At 65.4% G+C, this 16,636-nt stretch carries 15 protein-coding genes; 3 read left to right on the top strand and 12 right to left on the bottom strand.

Annotation, left to right across the window (positions count from 1 at the left end; all coding sequences use genetic code 11):
• The first annotated feature begins 1 nt into the window (after position 1).
• A complete protein-coding gene (locus tag M2337_RS06565; protein ID WP_264572167.1) occupies positions 2–1,312 on the top strand; it encodes a Rieske 2Fe-2S domain-containing protein in 1,311 nt (436 codons plus the stop codon).
• A 25-nt stretch (positions 1,313–1,337) separates the two neighbouring features.
• On the opposite strand, the gene M2337_RS06560 is transcribed toward M2337_RS06565, so the two are convergent.
• The 10 genes from M2337_RS06560 to M2337_RS06515 form a co-directional block, all read right to left on the bottom strand.
• On the bottom strand, positions 1,338–2,189 hold the full coding sequence (locus tag M2337_RS06560) for a bifunctional 5,10-methylenetetrahydrofolate dehydrogenase/5,10-methenyltetrahydrofolate cyclohydrolase (RefSeq protein WP_264572166.1): 852 nt from the start codon (positions 2,187–2,189) through the stop codon (positions 1,338–1,340).
• A complete protein-coding gene (locus tag M2337_RS06555; RefSeq protein ID WP_264572165.1) occupies positions 2,189–3,352 on the bottom strand; it encodes a hypothetical protein in 1,164 nt (387 codons plus the stop codon). The genes M2337_RS06560 and M2337_RS06555 overlap by 1 nt, the downstream gene beginning before the upstream one ends.
• Complete coding sequence (locus M2337_RS06550; protein ID WP_264572164.1) at positions 3,349–4,191, bottom strand: ABC transporter permease; 843 nt, start codon at positions 4,189–4,191, stop codon at positions 3,349–3,351. Before M2337_RS06550 ends, M2337_RS06555 begins: the two co-directional genes overlap by 4 nt.
• A complete protein-coding gene (locus tag M2337_RS06545; protein ID WP_264572163.1) occupies positions 4,188–4,976 on the bottom strand; it encodes an ABC transporter ATP-binding protein in 789 nt (262 codons plus the stop codon). The genes M2337_RS06550 and M2337_RS06545 overlap by 4 nt, the downstream gene beginning before the upstream one ends.
• A gap of 2 nt (positions 4,977–4,978) precedes the next feature.
• Positions 4,979–5,560, bottom strand: coding sequence for an NAD(P)H-dependent oxidoreductase (locus tag M2337_RS06540; RefSeq protein ID WP_264572162.1), 582 nt, complete (start codon positions 5,558–5,560; stop codon positions 4,979–4,981).
• 166 nt (positions 5,561–5,726) lie between these two features.
• A complete protein-coding gene (locus M2337_RS06535; RefSeq protein ID WP_264572161.1) occupies positions 5,727–6,434 on the bottom strand; it encodes a TetR family transcriptional regulator in 708 nt (235 codons plus the stop codon).
• Positions 6,435–6,538: 104 nt separating this feature from the next.
• Positions 6,539–7,408 (bottom strand): bifunctional 5,10-methylenetetrahydrofolate dehydrogenase/5,10-methenyltetrahydrofolate cyclohydrolase, encoded by an 870-nt coding sequence (locus M2337_RS06530; RefSeq protein WP_264572160.1) that lies wholly within the window; start codon positions 7,406–7,408, stop codon positions 6,539–6,541.
• Positions 7,409–7,588: 180 nt separating this feature from the next.
• On the bottom strand, positions 7,589–8,752 hold the full coding sequence (gene argE, locus M2337_RS06525) for an acetylornithine deacetylase (RefSeq protein WP_264572159.1): 1,164 nt from the start codon (positions 8,750–8,752) through the stop codon (positions 7,589–7,591).
• Positions 8,752–10,047 carry a cytosine deaminase gene (locus M2337_RS06520; protein ID WP_264572158.1) on the bottom strand — a complete coding sequence of 432 codons (1,296 nt, stop codon included), beginning with the start codon at positions 10,045–10,047 and terminating at the stop codon, positions 8,752–8,754. The genes argE and M2337_RS06520 overlap by 1 nt, the downstream gene beginning before the upstream one ends.
• A complete protein-coding gene (locus M2337_RS06515; protein ID WP_264572157.1) occupies positions 10,044–11,687 on the bottom strand; it encodes a CocE/NonD family hydrolase in 1,644 nt (547 codons plus the stop codon). The genes M2337_RS06520 and M2337_RS06515 overlap by 4 nt, the downstream gene beginning before the upstream one ends.
• Positions 11,688–11,885: 198 nt before the next feature.
• On the opposite strand from M2337_RS06515, the gene M2337_RS06510 reads away from it, so the two are divergent.
• The gene (locus M2337_RS06510) at positions 11,886–12,098 is read left to right on the top strand and encodes a DUF4089 domain-containing protein (protein WP_264572156.1); all 213 of its coding nucleotides are present in this window, start codon (positions 11,886–11,888) and stop codon (positions 12,096–12,098) included.
• The gene (locus M2337_RS06505) at positions 12,095–13,510 is read left to right on the top strand and encodes an AtzE family amidohydrolase (protein ID WP_264572155.1); all 1,416 of its coding nucleotides are present in this window, start codon (positions 12,095–12,097) and stop codon (positions 13,508–13,510) included. The genes M2337_RS06510 and M2337_RS06505 overlap by 4 nt, the downstream gene beginning before the upstream one ends.
• A 42-nt stretch (positions 13,511–13,552) precedes the next feature.
• On the opposite strand, the gene M2337_RS06500 is transcribed toward M2337_RS06505, so the two are convergent.
• Together M2337_RS06500 and M2337_RS06495 are read right to left on the bottom strand one after the other, a co-directional pair.
• Positions 13,553–14,155: a nuclear transport factor 2 family protein gene (locus tag M2337_RS06500; RefSeq protein ID WP_264572154.1), complete on the bottom strand. Its 603-nt coding sequence runs from the start codon at positions 14,153–14,155 to the stop codon at positions 13,553–13,555.
• 127 nt (positions 14,156–14,282) lie between these two features.
• Entirely contained in the window at positions 14,283–16,451 is a 2,169-nt protein-coding gene (locus tag M2337_RS06495) for a TonB-dependent receptor (RefSeq protein ID WP_264572153.1), read from the bottom strand.
• Between the last annotated feature and the right edge of the window lie 185 nt (positions 16,452–16,636).

Below are 16,636 nucleotides of genomic sequence, written 5' to 3'. Positions count from 1 at the left end.
CATGGTTTCGGTTGCGAATAATGAACTGATGACGCGTGTTGGCCCCGGTACGCCGATGGGCACCGTCATGCGCCAATATTGGATTCCGGCCTGCGCCTCGTCAGAGATCGCCGCAGACGGCGCGCCGCTGCGCCTGATGCTGCTCGGAGAGAAGCTGCTGGCCTTCCGCGATAGCGAGGGCCGGGTCGGCGTGATGGACCATCGCTGCCCGCACCGCTGCGCCTCGCTCTTCTTCGGGCGGAACGAAAAGGGCGGCATTCGCTGCGTGTACCATGGCTGGAAGTTCGACGTGAACGGCAAGTGCCTGGACATGCCGAACGTCTCCGAAGCCGACGCCGCCAAATTCCAGCCGCGCGTCCATGCCAAGGTGTATCGCACCGCCGAGCGCGCCGGCGTGGTGTGGGTGTATATGGGCGAGCGCGAAACGCCGCCGCCCCTCCCCTGCATCGAAGCCACGATGCTGCCGGATGCCGAGCTGCGCGTGACGCTCACCCAGCGCGAGTGCAACTGGCTGCAGGCGCTGGAAGGTGACATCGACACGAGCCACTTCGGCTTCCTGCATGTCGGCAGCGTGGCCGATGAAGACGTCGACGCGACCAACATGCACAGCGTCGCGGTGACCAAGCGCGCGCCCGACTTCAAGGTCGCCGATACCGACTGGGGCACGATGGCTGGCGCCTATCGCCCCTCTGCCGATGGCGAGGGCCTCTACTGGCGCATCTGCCAGTATATCTTCCCCTTCTGGGCGCTGTTCCCGGACGGCACCTTCTCGGACAACGTCACCGCCAATGCCTGGGTGCCGATGGATGACAGCCACACCATGGTCTTCAACTTCGCCTGGGTGAAGCGCACCCAGCCACTGCGCACCACGGTGGATGGCAACACCATCGCGGGCCTGGAATTCCGCCACAATTTCTTGCCCAACAGCAGCGACTGGTTCGGCCGCTGGAAGCTCGCCCAGAATGCCGAGAATGATTATGAGGTCGACCGCACCGCGCAGAATGAGGTGAGCTTCACCGGCGTGACCGGCATCACGCTGCAGGACCAGTATATCACCGAGAGCATGGGCGACATCGTGGACCGCTCCAACGAGCATCTCGTCACCAGCGACCTGATGATCATGCAGACCCGCAAGCGCATCATCAAGGCGGCCCGCGCGCTGCAGGATGCCGGCACGGTGCCGCCAGGCGTGGACGATCCCGAGATCGTCAACGGCGCGCGCGGTGGCGCCTATAATGCGCCGGCCGATGCGGACTGGATGGAAGAATATCAGGCCCAGCTCGCCGCGGCCATCGGCCCGGCGCGGGGATAATCGAACAAGGGAAAACCGGCGGCGCTCAGGTCTGGCTGAGCGCCGCGTCCAGCAGGTTGCGCATGAGCATGGCGCGGGTCATCGGCCCCACCGATCCGTGGCGCGGCGTCACCCAGCCGGCCATCTGCGCGACATCCTCGGCAATGTCCGACACCATCTGCCCGTCGACATAGCTAATCCCGACGCCCATGACGCAGGCGCCGGGTCGCACCATGTCGGCACGCACAAGATCAGGCTGGCCGGCTGCGGCGATGATCACGTCGCTCTCGCGCAGCACAGGCGTCAGATCCGCTATGCCGCGATGAAGCACGGTGACGACCGCATCGACATCCCTGTCGGCCAGCATCATGGCGAGCGGCCGACCGACCAGCAGCCCGCGCCCGATGATCGCGACGCGGCGCCCGGCCAGCGGCACATCATATTCACGCAGCAGAGCGAGGATCGCGCTTGGCGTGCAGGGCCGCAACGCAGATTGACCGGCCAGCATCCGCCCCAGATTGAGAGGGTGGAGCCCGTCCACATCTTTGTCCGGGCTGATCGCCTCGATCACCGCGCCGGCATCAATGTGCGCAGGGAGCGGCAGTTGCACGATCAAGCCGTGACAGGCGGCGTCCCGGTTGAGAATGTCGATCAGCGCCAGCAGGTCGGCCTGCGAAATGCTGGCCGGGAGATCGATCTGGCGGGAGGCAAAGCCAAGCGCCTCGCAATCCTGATGCTTGCGCGAGACATAGGCCCGGCTTGCCTCATCATCGCCGACGAGCACCGTGACGAGGCACGGCCGATGCCCCGACCGCACGAATGCGCCCTCGTCCGCCCGCGCCTTAATCCGCGCGCGCCATGCTGCCGCAGTGGCATCGCCATCGAGAATCACGGGCATCAGCGCAGGCCGACCGAGGGATCGATGAAGCGATTGGTCACCACATCCTGCGGCTTCACATTCGGCTTGGCGCGGATGTCGAGATAGGGCTTGAGCCGGGAGAGGAGCACAGCGCTGCGGGTCATGTCGAAATCGCCCAAAGTCCTGTTCGGCCCGTTGCCGACGATGCCGCGCGAGAGCGAGACGGCAGAGGCTGCTGCCAGCAACTCGCGCGAGGTCTTCCACCAGGGCGCCGCGAAGCCGCCCTCGTTGAACCGGTAGATGACGTCGTTCACCTCGCCCGGCGCGCGGATATAATCCACCTGCGCGCGCTGCAGCAGCGGCACCAGACCCTTGAGGCACGGGGCCAGCTCGTTGAGCCGGTTTGTCGCGACCGAGACCATACCGGGATAAAGCGGATAGCCCATGTCCGAGAGCAGCAGGAAATCCACCGGCTTGTTCCAGCGCTTGCCATGAGCGAACTGATAGCCCTCGCTGGTGACGCTGCCCTGATTAAGCCAGCGCCCACGGTTCAGCACGAAGGTTTCGGCGTCGCCATTATAGCCTTCCTGCACCGCATCCTTGGGCAGGCCGTTATTGATGAGATAGCGCCCGAATGTGCGTCGCGTGGTGGAGAGGTAGATCTTGCCTTTCCCTGACCGTACGAACGCCCGCAGGTCCGCCACCGACCGGAAGCCGCGCGGATAGGTCGCGCGGTCCCAGAACAGACCCATGGGCGATTTCTCGAGCATTGCCACCACGCCCGTAGCCGGGAAGCGGCGGGAGAAGATGAAGGCATTGTCCTGATCGACCAGCGCCAGATGCGGACGCAGGCCAGCGCGACTGTTGCCCATGTAGAGCGCGGAAAACGGTGTCTCGGCATCGCCAAGGCCGATGCCCTTGCCGCCCACCAGAATGAGCAGGTCAATCCCGGTCGCGCCGAGCCGGCCCTGATAGCGCCCCTGGCTCATCTTCCCGGCGCCACCGATCAGCTGGAACAGCCCGCCATGCTCGGCCTGCGGCAACCAGTCGAGCTGCACGGCGACCGGATTGGGGCAGACCCTGGCCAACGGTGTGCGGTAATGCTCCCGGGCGAAGGCGCCCTGCGCGACCGGCGCAGCCTGCGCGCCCGCGCCGAGCAAGGCCAGCGCGGCCAACACGGCATGACGTGCCCGCCGCATCATCCCTTCGCCCCGGCCGAATCGTGCCAGTGAGAGAAGAGCCGGTCGCCGAGCCAGCCGAAGAACAGATAGACGCCGATCGACATCACCGCCGAGACGATGAGCGCCGCGTACATCTGCTCGTAGAGGAAATCGATCTTCGAGTTGACCAGCATCTGGCCCAGCCCGCCATCGCCCGAAACGAAGAACAGCTCGGAGACGATGGCGCCGATCACCGCGAGGCTCGCCGCAATGCGAATGCCGGCAAAGAGCGATGGCAGCGCGGACGGGATGCCCGCCTTTAGCAAGGTTGTGCCCCAGCCCGCGCCTTCCAGCCGGAACAGCTCGGCAATGCCCTTGTCGAGGCTCTTGAGGCCGAGAAGCAGCGTGGTGGGAATGGCGAAGAAGGTGAACAAGGCGACGATCAGCACCTTGGGCAGGAAGCCGAAGCCGAGCAGGGACTGGATGAGCGGGATGATCGCCAGCACCGGGATCGACTGCAGCACAACCAGATAAGGCGCGACCGCCCGCTCGATCCAGAAGGAGCGGAACATGAGGACGCCGAGCAGCATGCCGCCCGGGATCGACACGGCTAGACCCGTGAGCGCGATCTGCGCCGTCACGCCGGCGGCACGCAGCAGTTCCGCGCGTACGGCGGCTGAAGCGAAGGCGCCTTCCCAGATCTCGCTGGGGCCGGGCATCAGGAACTGGCGATACGCCTCAAGACCGGCGCGCGCATAAGCGTAGCAGGCCGCGAGCAGGAGGCCGAGCAGCAGCGGGGGCAGCAGTCGCGCGACCCAGCGTGCAGCGGGACTGGCCTTTGTGCGGGCAGCGCGGGGCGGAAAATAGGTCGCTTTGGTCATTCCACACCTCCCGATGCATCCCGCAGCGCCGCCGAGAGCGTGCCGCACAGTTCCGCAAATTGCGGCGAGAAGCGCACCGCGTCATCGCGCGGAAACGGGAACGGGATGTCGTAGGTGCCGACAATGCGGCCCGGTCGCGCAGACATCACGATGACGCGGGACGACATGAACACCGCCTCCGACACGGAGTGCGTCACGAACATCGCCGCGAACTGCTGGCGCAACTGCAGGGTCTGCACTTCATCGTTGAGCCGCTCGCGCGTGATCTCGTCTAGCGCGCCGAAGGGCTCGTCGAACATGAACAGCGTGGGGTCGAGGGTCAGGGCGCGTGCCAGCGACACGCGCATCTTCATGCCCCCCGAAAGGTGCTTGGGATATTGCTCCTCAAAGCCGCTCAGGCCGACCAGCGCGATCTTCTCCTGCGCCACCCGGCGCCGCTCCTCTCGCCCGACGCCGCGCAATTCGAGCAGAAGCTCGACATTGCGGCGCACCGTGCGCCAGGGCAGCAGCGTCGCATCCTGGAAGGTGAAGGCGATGTGGGAGCGATCCGCATGAAGCGCCCCGTCGGTATAGTCGATCAGCCCGGCGGCGATGCGCAGCAAGGTGGACTTGCCGCAGCCCGAGGGCCCCAAAATGCTGATGAACTCGCCGGGGCGGATATCGAGATTAATGCCCCGCAGGGCCTCGACGCCTGTCCCGAAGGTCAGTGAGACGTCCTGGAAGGAAACGATCGGCGCGGCGGCATCGGCCGCGCCCTGATTCGGGTCAACGCGGCGATCGCCCATGGTCAGAAAGCCAGCATTTCTTTGCGGACCTTCGCCAGGAATTTGGCCGCGCGCGCTTCCGTCATGTTATTGATCCCATAGAGGGCGAGGTAATCCACCTTCACCTTCTTGTTGCACACAACCCGCAGGAAGCGCGTGGCATTCGAACGCGGCGGATCAAACAGGTAAAGCGCTCGGAGCCGGTCCACGCCATAGGTCGTTACGCTGGTCAGCTTGCGGATGTTGGCGAGGCCCGGCGTCAGCTTTCCGTCCACCATCTTGAACGAGACATCGGGCAGGAACACCCGATCGAAATAGCCCTTGAGCATCGCCGGCCAGCCGAAATTCCAGACCGGATGGCAGAGCACCACCGCATCGGCCGCCTGCAGCCGGTCGACATAGGGCTTGATGCGGCGTTGGTTGATCGTGACGTCATGATAGATCGTCCGGTCTTCCTCATTGAGGATCGGATCGAAATTCTCCGCATAGAGATCCAGATCATCGACCTCGTGCCCAGCCTCGATGAGGCTGGAGACAACCGTGTTGTGAATGTCGACCGCGAGGCCCGTCTTCAGCGGATAGGCATATATGACATGAACTTTCATGCCGATAGTTATACATAAACTGCTTACTAAGGCAAGACTGCCGCTTGGCCGCCCTGCTATTTTTTAGTGTTATAATTCAAGTGATTATCTGTTCAGGCCGCCGAGACATGCGCCGGCACTGAGACGGAAATACACCGGCAGCGCCGATGAGTCTCCCGCGTCGTCCTCATGCATCCGGCTTGGCGCTGGACAGGAGGTAGGCGCTCAGCATCTCCTGGGCGTGGCGCCGGCGTTCCGATTTCCAGCGCTCACTGTGCAGGTTGGCGCTGAAGATCGCCGAGAGCGTGTAGACGTTGGACAGGTGGAAGTAAGACAATGCGACCATCGACACATAGAGTTGCAGCGGATCGATATCCTCGCGAAACACCTTCTGCTCCACGCCGCGCGCGAGCGTCTCCTTGATGGCGTCCATCAGCGGTGAACTGAGCGTCGGCGCGCGCATCGAGGTGGAGAGATAGGCACCCTGCTGCAGGTTTTCCCCGGTCCACAATGAGATGACATGCGGGTTGGCCGCAAAGTGCGAATAGGTGAAGTTGAACAGCTTCATCATCGCCTCATACGGTTCGAGGTTGGCCAGGTTCAGCGCCGCTTCCTTCTTGCGGATGTCCTCATACACATGATCGAGCACGAAGACGTAAAGCTGCTCCTTGTTGCCGTAATAATGGTAGATCATCCGCATGTTGGCGCCGGAGCGCTGCGCGATCGAATCGATGCGCGCGCCGCTTAGCCCGCGCTCGGCGAACTCCTCGATGGCGGCTTCCAGAATCTTCTTGCGCGTGCCAGCCGCATCCCGTGTGCGACGCAGACCCTTCGCATCGTCGGCCGGTTCAGCGACCTGCGTCCTGGCGGCGCGCGCGCCGACAGTCTTCCGCACCGCTGCTTTCGGTCCTCTTACGCTCGGTTGTCTCGCCACGTCCCATCCTCTTCATATGACCCGGCCCACGCCGGCCCCTTGTTGACCCTATCGCGGCCCGGCCCTCAAGCCCCTGCGTGCCGCCTTTGCGCTGCCAGCACGGTATTCGCCAGCAGGAATGCCGTCGTCAGCGGGCCGACACCATCGGGAACGGCCGAGATCACGGCTGCAACCCCGTCGACGGCGGCAAGATCGACATCGCCCAGAATGCGCCGGCTGCCATCTGCCTGCGTCACGAGATTGATGCCGATATCGATGACCGTGGCACCTGCCCGCACATGGCGCGCGCCGATCAGCCCCGCCCGGCCGGCCGCGGCGAACAACAGGTCCGCCGTCTGGCAGGCTGCCACCAGATCGCGCGTGTCGATATGCGCGATCGTCACGGTCACGCCGCGCTGGAGCAGCAATTGCAAGAGCGGGCGCCCGACGCTGGCCGAGGCGCCGACCACGGTGGCATTGAGCCCGCGCAGGTCGCCCAGCACCTCCTCCGCGAGCAGCACCGCGGCTTGTGGCGTGCAGGGGAACAGGCCCTCCAGCCCCGCCGCTAGCTGGCCGGCGTTAAGCGGAGTCAAGCCATCAACGTCCTTCTGGCTCGAGAGAATTGCAGCGATGTCCGCCATCGCGATGCCGGACGGGAAGGGTGTGAGCGGCAGAATACCATCGATCGATTCATCGGCGTTCAACTGGCGCACCAGCGCCTGCATCTGCGCCAATGAGCCATCGGCGGGTCCAGTGACGATCATGGTGTCGACCTCGGCCAGCCCGGCAAACTCCTCGATGCGCGCGGCATATGCGCGGGCAGGCGCCGCCTCCCCCATCATGAGCAGCGCGAGACGCGGAGCGCGACCCAGGCTTGCTTGGGCAAGGGCCGAATCTTGCGCCGTTTGCGCTCGCAGGCGCCGGGCGGCAGCGTGGCCATCGACAATCCGCGTCATCGCGCGGTGGTCCTTGGCGCGTGCCCGGAGCGGTTAAGGGTTCGGCGTCTCACGATCCACCTGCACATCATCGGCTTCTTCCGACTGGGTCGATGCGACTGCCGGACGCGCAGAGTGCTCTGCACGGCCAGAACCCTTACATAAGTAAGCATGTTTTGCAAATAAGCCGGGGCAGGTTCGTTAACCGTTGACCTCGCTCGACAAGCGGCCCGCCAGACGCATCAGGAAGTCCGCGCCGGCGCGCAGCTGGTCGATCTCGATCCACTCGTCCGGCTGGTGGGCCTGCAGGATGGAGCCTGGCCCACACAGCACCGCCGGAATGCCGATCTTCTGATAAAGCCCCGCTTCCGCCACGAAGGCCGCGCCGCTCAGCTCATTATCGCCGGTCAACGACCGCACGAAGGATTCAGCGGCGCTGTCCCGATCCAGCTCCAGCGGCGGCGCGCTGGCCAGTTGGGTGATCACAACCCCGCCCTCCGGCGCACGCGCGCGAACGCGGGCATCCAGCGCCTGCGCCGCGGCCCGAAAGCGCGCTTCATAGCCGTCCGCTTCGGCCTCGCTGGGCGAGCGCAGATCCCAGCGGAAGGTGCACTGGCGCGCGAGGATGTTCGCCGCCGTGCCGCCATTGACGATGCCGACCGAGAGCGTCGTACCCGGCGGGCTGCATGGATCGTCGGCCCGGATCGCGTCCTGCGCCTGCGCATTCATCTGGCCGATCAGGCTCATCAGCTCGACAGCGGCGGCAATCGCGGAGACGCCCTGATCGCGCTGGCTGCTGTGCGCTTCCCGCCCGGTCACCGTGACGTCGAACACCCGCATGCCCTTGTGGACCGAGAGCACTTTCATGCTGGTCGGCTCCCCGATGATCGCCAGCGCCGGCGCCGGGACGAACGCCGTCATTTGATCGAGCAGATGCGGCGCGCCAAGGCAGCCGACCTCTTCATCATAGGTAATCGCGAGGATCAGCGGGCGCTGCAGGGATTGCACCGCCGGCGTGTCGATCAGCGCGAGCGCCAGCGCGATGAACCCCTTCATGTCCGCCACGCCGCGCCCGTAGAGCCGGCCCTCCCTGCGGGTCACCGTCCAGGGATCGCTGGTCCATGGCTGGCCATCGACCGGCACGACATCGCTATGTCCGCTCAGGACAATCCCGCCCGGCACATCCGGCCCGATCCGCGCGAGCAGATTGGCCTTCCCGCCATCCGCATCCTCTACCAGCCAATAGGGGATGTTTCGCTCGGCGAGCCGCGCGGCGACCCAATCGATGAGGGCGCGATTGGATTTGCTGGACGTCGTGTCGAACGCGACCAGCGTTTCCAGAATTTCGAGCGCATGATCCAGCATCAGTCCAGCTCGCCAAAGTCGGGAAGAGCGGGATCAACGAAGATGCCGTCGCGCATGACGAGCCGACCGGCGCCATGGCGCACGAACAGCTCATTATAGCTCTTCGCCCGGTAGAGAACGAGATCGGCAGGCGCGCCGGCGACAATCGCCTGCGCCTGCGAGACCAGCGCGCCGGGCGTGGTGGTGACGCTGCGCGGCCAGTCCCCCACCGGATGATCGAGATGCGCGATCCGCACCGCATCCTGGAAGGATTCGAGCGGATTGAAGTCGCCATAGGGATTATAGGGGTCGCGGCAATTGTCGCCACCGATGCAGATGGGAATCTCGCGCGCGGCCATCTCGTGCAGCAAGGTGACGCCACGCCAACGCGGTGTGCGGCCCGGAGCGCGCGCCTGCAGATAGAGGTTGCAGCCCGGCAAGCTGACCACGGAAAGCCCGGCGCGCGCCATCAGGTCCAGCGTGCGGTCCACCTCTGCCTCGTCCTGGACGGCGAGACTGCAGCAATGGCCGACCATTACCCGCATCCCCCCGCCCCGCCGGTCGGCGAGCGTTGCGACCCGCCGCACGATGTCCGAGGTCGCGTCGTCCGTCTCGTCGGCGTGGAAGTCCAGCGCGAGGCCGTATTTGTCTGCCGCATCGAAGAGCCGCTCAAGGCTGGCATCGACCAGCGGCGAGACATGCGCGAAGCCGCCCAGCACCCCGCCATGACGGCGCACGACATCGAGCACCCGCGCGAACCAGACATCGTCCGCCAGCACATCGGTGGAAATCAGCGGCACGGCCTGCAACTCGATCCGCCCGGCCCAGGCTGCGCGCACCTCCGAAAAAATCTCCCATCGCTGCTCGATCTGCTCGTTCTGGGATGCAAGGTGCGTGCGCATCGCCCGCACACCATGGGCATAGGCACAGCGCAGGCCGAAATCCATGCGCCGGCGCATGTCATCGGGGGTCCAGTGGGTTTCACGGTCGGCAATGATCGCGCTGGCCGCAGAGCCGAACGTCCCATCGGGATTTGGGGAGCGCGCCCAGATCTGCGTGCTGTCGAGATGCGTGTGCGCTTCCACGAAACAGGGCCAGACCATCATGCGATCCAGGCGGATGTCGCGCCACGCGCTGGGCGTCTCGGCGAGCGACGGCGCGACAAAGGCGATCCGTCCCTGCTCGATGGCGATGTCCGCCGTGACGATCTCCGCGCCGCCCTCAAAAGCCGTGAAGGTGGCGGGCACATGCACGCCGCGCAGGACGAAGGGCTCGCCCGACGCGAGATCGTGCGGAAGCAAATCCTGAGGCGTCATGGCACTTCCTCCAGCACCGGCAACACCAGCCGGCTTTCGGCCAGGTTCAGACGCAGCGTAATCACGCCCGCTTCCTCCACGCCGGCATCCACCGGTCGCGTGCCGGTTCCGGGATTGATGGGATAGGCGGGGAAAGACGCCGCCGAAACCGCCAGCCGCAGACGAGCCCCGGCGGGTATTGTCGCGCATGTCGGGCGCAAGCGCACAGTGGCAGAGCCGTCGGATGCGACCGCGAAATGGGCATAGCCTTCCGTCAGGTGATGGCTGCGCCTGGTTTGATCGACGATGGTGAGGATGCAGCTCAGATCGAAACTCGGGCAGTCCGCTGTCACCTCCAGCGCAGCGACCGTCTCGCCCGCCAGCGTCACGGGCGCCGCCATCGGCGGACTGGTGTAGGTGAGCACGTCCGGCCGGGCGTCCACATCCGTGCGGTCAACCGGCCCCGGCACGGCACCGAAGGCCCCGCCGGTGGTCGGAACGGCCCGCCAGGGATCGTGCACCAGATAATCCGCCGGTGCCTGCGTCTCGCAATCCGGCGCCAGAACGCCGTCGCGCTCGTCCAGCGCCGCGCGACCGCCGCTGCCGATCTGCCAGCATTGCTGCCCGCCGGGCCATGCGGGAAAATCCCGCCAGGCATTGCGCCCCATGTCGAACAGTCGCACGGCGCGGGAGGGCGCAATCGCCTCCCCCTCCCCCTTGAGGTGCTGGTCGAACCACGCCCGTTGCAACTGGTCGATCTCTCCGATGGCCGCCTCGCCAAAGTCCTTGCCGCCAAGCCGGCGCCCCCAGGGGAAATGCGTCCACGGCCCCACGACCAGCGCGGCATCTGCACGTCCCGCTTGCTCATAGGCCCGATAGGCCGCCACGGTGCCGGGAAGATGGGTGTCGTACCATCCCGTCACGAACAGCGCCGGCGGCCCGCTCTGGGTCAGGCGATCCGCATGGGCGGACGGGGAAATCCGCGCCCAATAGGGGTCCGCAAAATCCCGGTCGAGCCAGTCACGATAGAATGGCACATGGCGCGCATGGCGGTGCAGAATGTCGGGCCGCGCATGATTGCCGTGCCCCAAGGCCAGCGCCCGTGCGGCCTGCGCCAGATCGGCAAAGGCGTCGGCATCCCCGGCGTGCTTGGCGTTCTGCGCCGCAAGCTGCACTGCCCAGCCAATATTGGCGGCGAGGCAGAAGGCATCGTTCTCATACGCCCAGTCCTGCCGCAAATCCCAGCCGACCATCGTCGGGGCGATCGCCCGGAGCGCAGGCGGCAGCGTCGCCGCAGCGAGGAGCTGGGTCACGCCCTGATAGGAGAAGCCGTACATGCCGACCGCGCCGGTCGATCCAGGCAGTCCCGCAGCCCAGTTGATCGCATCCTCGCCGTCCGCGGCCTCCTGCTCGAACAGTGCGAAGGTGCCCTCAGATGTCCCTCGGCCCCGCACATCCTGAATCACGACGATATAGCCCTGCGCCGCATACCAGGCCGGATGCGCGAAGCAGACCGTCGTCGCGATCCGCCGCCCATAAGGCTGGCGCATCAGCAGCACGGGATAGTCTCCCGCCGGCGCGGGCCGATACACGTCCGCATCCAGCCGAACGCCGTCACGCGTCGTCATGGAGAGCAGTTCAGGGGGGCGCGTATCCATCATCATTTTCGATCCAGCATTCCGGTCCGGCGCGGGGCAGCGCCGCGCCTGTCTTAACCCAAAGGCTAATCGCGATGCAGCAACTGCACAATTGCCTAAGTGAGCAAATTATGCATAAAAGATTCTGCCGGCGCCGACCGGCACCAGGAAACATCTGATTTCCAAAGATTTCAGCCCGCCGGTCGTCCGGACAAGGATCAAATGACGAATACGCAAAAGCAAAACCAGATCAGCGATCGGGACGGAGTGGCCGTTTATGTGGCGGCCGCGCCGGAAATCATCGGCTTGCCGGTGCCGGCCGAATATCGCGAGGGCGTCATTAACAATCTTCACCTCATCCTCGTCCAGAGTGCCCCGTTGCTCGCCCTCGAGCTTGATCCCGCGCTGGAAGCCGCGCCGGTGTTCCGGCCATGACCGATTTTGCAGCAATGGGCGCGGCGCAGATCGCCGCCGGAGTGAATGCCGGGACGTTCAGCGCATCCGATGTGGTGCGCGACATGCTGGCGCGGATCGAACGGCTCGATCCGCTGATCAACAGCTGCACGGCCGTCTTTTCCGAGTCGGCCCTGGCTGCGGCAGCGGCGCTCGATGCCGCGATTGCACGCGGCGAGCCCGGCGGCCCCATGGCGGGCGTGCCGGTGGTGGTGAAAAACCTGTTCGACATCGCCGGCGAGGTGACGCTGGCCGGCGCCAAGATGCGCCGCGAGGCCCCGCCCGCCAGCGAAGACGCAACCGCCGTAAGGCTACTGCGCGAGGCCGGCGCGATCATCGTCGCGTCGACCAACATGGATGAATTCGCCTACGGCTTTACGACCGAGAATGATTTCTTCGGCCCGACCCGTAATCCGCATGATCTCGGGCGGCTCGCCGGGGGCTCATCGGGTGGCGCTGCGGCAGCGGTCGCAGCGGGCCTTGCGCATATCGGCATGGGATCGGACACCAACGGGTCCATCCGCGTGCCCGCCTCCTTCTGCGGCCTGTTCGGGCTCAAGCCGACTTATGGTCGCCTGTCGCGTGCGGGCACCTTCCCGTTCGTGTCCAGCCTCGATCATATCGGCCCGATGACCCGCAGCGTGGCCGATCTCGCGCTGGCCTATGACGCGCTGCAAGGGCCGGACCCACGCGACCCCGTCTGCTCGACGGCCGCGCCCGAACCGGTTCTGGAGCGACTTGGCGAAGACACCGATGCGTTCCGCGTCGGCGTTCTGGGCGGCTGGTTCCGGGGCAATGCCGAGGATGTCGCGCTGGAAGCCGTGGACAAGGTTGCCGACGCCCTGAATGCGGATCGCTATGTCGAGCTCGATGAAGCCGAGATCGCTCGCTATGCGGCCTTCGTCATCACGGCGGCCGAGGGCGGCAATCTGCACATCGATGCCCTGCGCCAGCGCCCGGACCAGTTCGATCCGGCGACGCGCGATCGCCTGTTCGCCGGCGCGCTGCTCCCTTCCACCCTCGTCGTGCAGGCCCAGCGCTTCCGCTACCGATTCCGCGAGGCGGCGCGCCGGGCCTTCGCGCACTATGACGTCCTGCTCGCGCCTGCCACGCCCTGCGCCGCGCTCAAGCTAGGCCAGCAGACCCTCAATCTGGGCGGCAAGGAGATGCTCGCCCGCGCGCATGTGGGCATCTACACCCAGCCGATCAGTTATATCGGCCTGCCCGTGCTGACCGCGCCGGTGATGACCAGCGGCCCCATGCCAGTCGGCGTCCAGATCATCGCCGCGCCGTGGGCCGAGGCCAAGATCTTCCAGATCGCGGCGCGGCTGGAAGCAGCCGGCGTGGCTGTCTCCAGCGTGGCAGATTGCGCGCCGGTGTCGGAAAACGCCTGAAGCTCGGGCCCTGGCATCAGGGGTCGAGCGTCAGGGTGACCCTCAAGGCTTTGGCGGCTGCTCCACGCGGGGCGGCCAAGGCGTGAGGAACGGCGCGTCCTCTCCATAAGTGAGCTTGCCCTCGGCCTGAAGGAGCCGCACCCGCCCATCCAGATACTCCTTGATGATCGCGATGCGCCCCTTGCGCACCGTGGCGATCCACACGTCGTTGACGACCTGCTTCTCACCATTCTGGGTCACGCGGAACTGGACTTCCGCCGCCACGCGACCATTGCGCACATCGATATAGAAGGCGTCGGCGGGGAAGTAGATGCTGCGGTCCGTCGCGACCTTGCAGAAGCCCTCGAGGTCAGCGAGCGCGGCATCGCGGCCGATCAGGCGGCGGCCGGGATAGGAGAAATCGACATCGTCCGTCAGAATGCGGCGCATGAGGTCCGCATCGCAATCCGCCCAAACATGGGCGAGATCGAGGATCAGGCGCTGATATTGCGCGCGCGTCGTGCCGCGCGCCTCCATCTTGCCGGTGTAGATGACGCTGGGCTTGTCGGGAGCCGTCTGCTCGGCCATGGCCGGCATCGGGGACAGGACCGCGCAGGCGGCCGCGATACAGACCCAGCGGCTGCGCGATGCTCGGACGATCCTCATGCCTTGGTTCCCTTGCCGGTGTTTTGGCCCGCCCCATGTGCGGGCGTCTTGCCCCAAAAGTAAATCGCCGTGGTGTCGGCTTGAACTGACACCACGGCGATTGAGCGATCGGATGCGACCCGAGGCTCTAGCTGCCGAAGCGATAGGAAATGCTGCCGCCAATCCAGCGCGGACGGCCCCAGACTTCGGTCGCCATGCCGAGGAATGCGAGGTCGAACGCGGCGGTGCGATAGCGCTTGTCCGTCACATTCTCGGCAAAGACAGCGAGGGTCAGCGAGTCGCTTGCATCGGTCCAGGAGAGGCGGACGTTTGACAAGGCGTAGGCTGCCTCACGCTGGCTGGGACTGTTGAAGGCGTCGAAATACTGCACGCCCTTATAGGCGATGTCGCCCTGCAGACCGAGCGTGCCGCCAAGCACGTTCGGCACGCGATAATTGGCCGTCAGGTTCCACGACCATTTGGGGGCCAGCGGCATCCGCCGATCGACCACCGGGCCGTTATTGGCGAGGCCGGGCAGCTGCACGTCGAGCAGCTTGGCATCCAGATAGGTCAGCGATCCACGCAGGCGCAGATTCTGCACCGGCTCTGCCGCGAACTCGGCTTCGGCACCGGTGATCTCGGCATCGCGGTTGAATGTGGTCGAGGAGAGCGACACGCCATCGAACTGGTAGGCCTGGCTGTCCTTATACTGGTAATGGAACACCGCGCCGCTGATGCTGTAGCGATTGTCGTAGGTGGCGAACTTGGCGCCGGCTTCGTAACTGGTCAGCCGTTCCGGGCGGACCGAGATGGCCGAGAGCGGAAGCGACGTGTAGCCGACGTTGAAGGTGCCGGCCTTGAACGAGCGCGCCACACCCGCATAGAAGAGCTGCCCGCGCTGCGGCGCCCAGCTCAGCCGCGCCGTGAAGCTCGTGCTGTCATCGTTGCGCTTGGCGAGATCGCCCACCGTGGTGGTGTTGAACACCGGGCCGGTGTCCGTGTTGTTGAGGTCATATTCCTTGTCTTCCTCGGTGTAGCGCACCCCGCCCGTCGCCGTGAGGGTCGAGGTCAGCGCATAGTCGACATTGCCGAAGATCGCCCAGCTCTCGCTGTCCAGATCATAATAAACCGGACGGCGCGGACCGGCGGCGGCCGAGGTGGTGCGGCGCTGATAGCCGTTCACATTATAATCGAAATAATAGAGGCCGGTGACCCAGGTGAGCGGCCCGTTCACGCCCGCCAGGCGCAGCTCCTGCGAGAACTGCTCGGCGCGCGGGTGGACTTCGGTCGAGCGTGCGCCGGGCGTGGAGTCGCTGTCGAACGCCGCGTCCTTCTTGCCCTTCTCAAAGCCGGTGATCGAGGTCAGCTCGGCAAAGCCGAGGTCCGCCTTGATCTTGCCGATCGCGGTGAACTGCTCGGAGCGCATATAGGCGTCAAAGTTGGTGTTCGTCTCCAGCGGCTTGCTGTCGCCATAGCCGAAGGAGTCGACGCCGCCCGGATTGCGAGTGGAGAGGCCCGTCACCGGGTCTTGCGTCACGGCAATGTGGGTGAACATGTTACCCGCTTCATTGTCGTTCTTGTAATATTGAACGAACAGTTCGGCGCTCAGATTGTCCGCGAACTGGTTCGACAACTGCCCGCGAATGGCGCTGGCGTTGAGCGCGTTGCCGTCTTCCCCGCCGGGGAAATTGTTCTTGATGTAGCCATCATAGCGGTGGCGGAAGACGCTGACGCGGCCCAGCAGATTGCCGAACAGCCGGCCGCTGATCGCAGCCTCGGCCTGAACGCGATTGCGCTCGGCGAAGGTGACGGACACATGCCCCTCGAGCTGCTCGGTCGGCGCGGCGGCAATGAAGTGGATAAGGCCGCCGGTCGCGTTGCGGCCATAAAGCGTGCCCTGCGGACCGCGCAGCACCTCGATGCGGCTGATGTCGAACATCTGGGAATCGAGACCCATCAGGTTCGCCTTGTAGAACTCGTTCACATAGACGGCGGACGGACTCTCATTGGTGTCGGCAAAGTCGCGCATGGCGACGCCGCGCAGCGAGATGAACGGGAAGTCGCCGTCGCCCGAGTTCTGGCCGATAGAAAGGCCGGGCACCAAGCGGGCGAGATCGAGCGTGCTCGACGCGCCGGATTCAGCGGCCTGCGCACCGGACACGACGCTGAGGCTGATCGGCACTTCGGTGACGCGCTGCTCACGATGCTGGGCGGTGACGATGATGTCGCCACCTTCGGCCGTGTCTGCGGCATCGGCAGCCATCAGCGGCGCGCTCGTCGAGGCCAGAAGAAGGGCGAGAAACGCTTTGTGGGACATCGTCAAAGATGCCTCGGGCTTGCGTGCAAACAACATTGTGGGCTTCCTCCAGATAAACCTGTCATGCCCGCAGGCCAGAGCTCACATCGGTTACCGCCTCGAGCCCACGCGCAGCGTGAGCGATGTTTATCCTGTTGAGCCCTCCCCGTTCGGCGTTGGTATGTATGCAGAGCGTGCTTACTTAT

The organism is Sphingobium sp. B2D3A (assembly GCF_025961795.1).
Taxonomy (GTDB): domain Bacteria; phylum Pseudomonadota; class Alphaproteobacteria; order Sphingomonadales; family Sphingomonadaceae; genus Sphingobium.
Note: the sequence above shows the minus strand (reverse complement) of the source record. Positions and strands in the feature narration are given on the sequence as shown.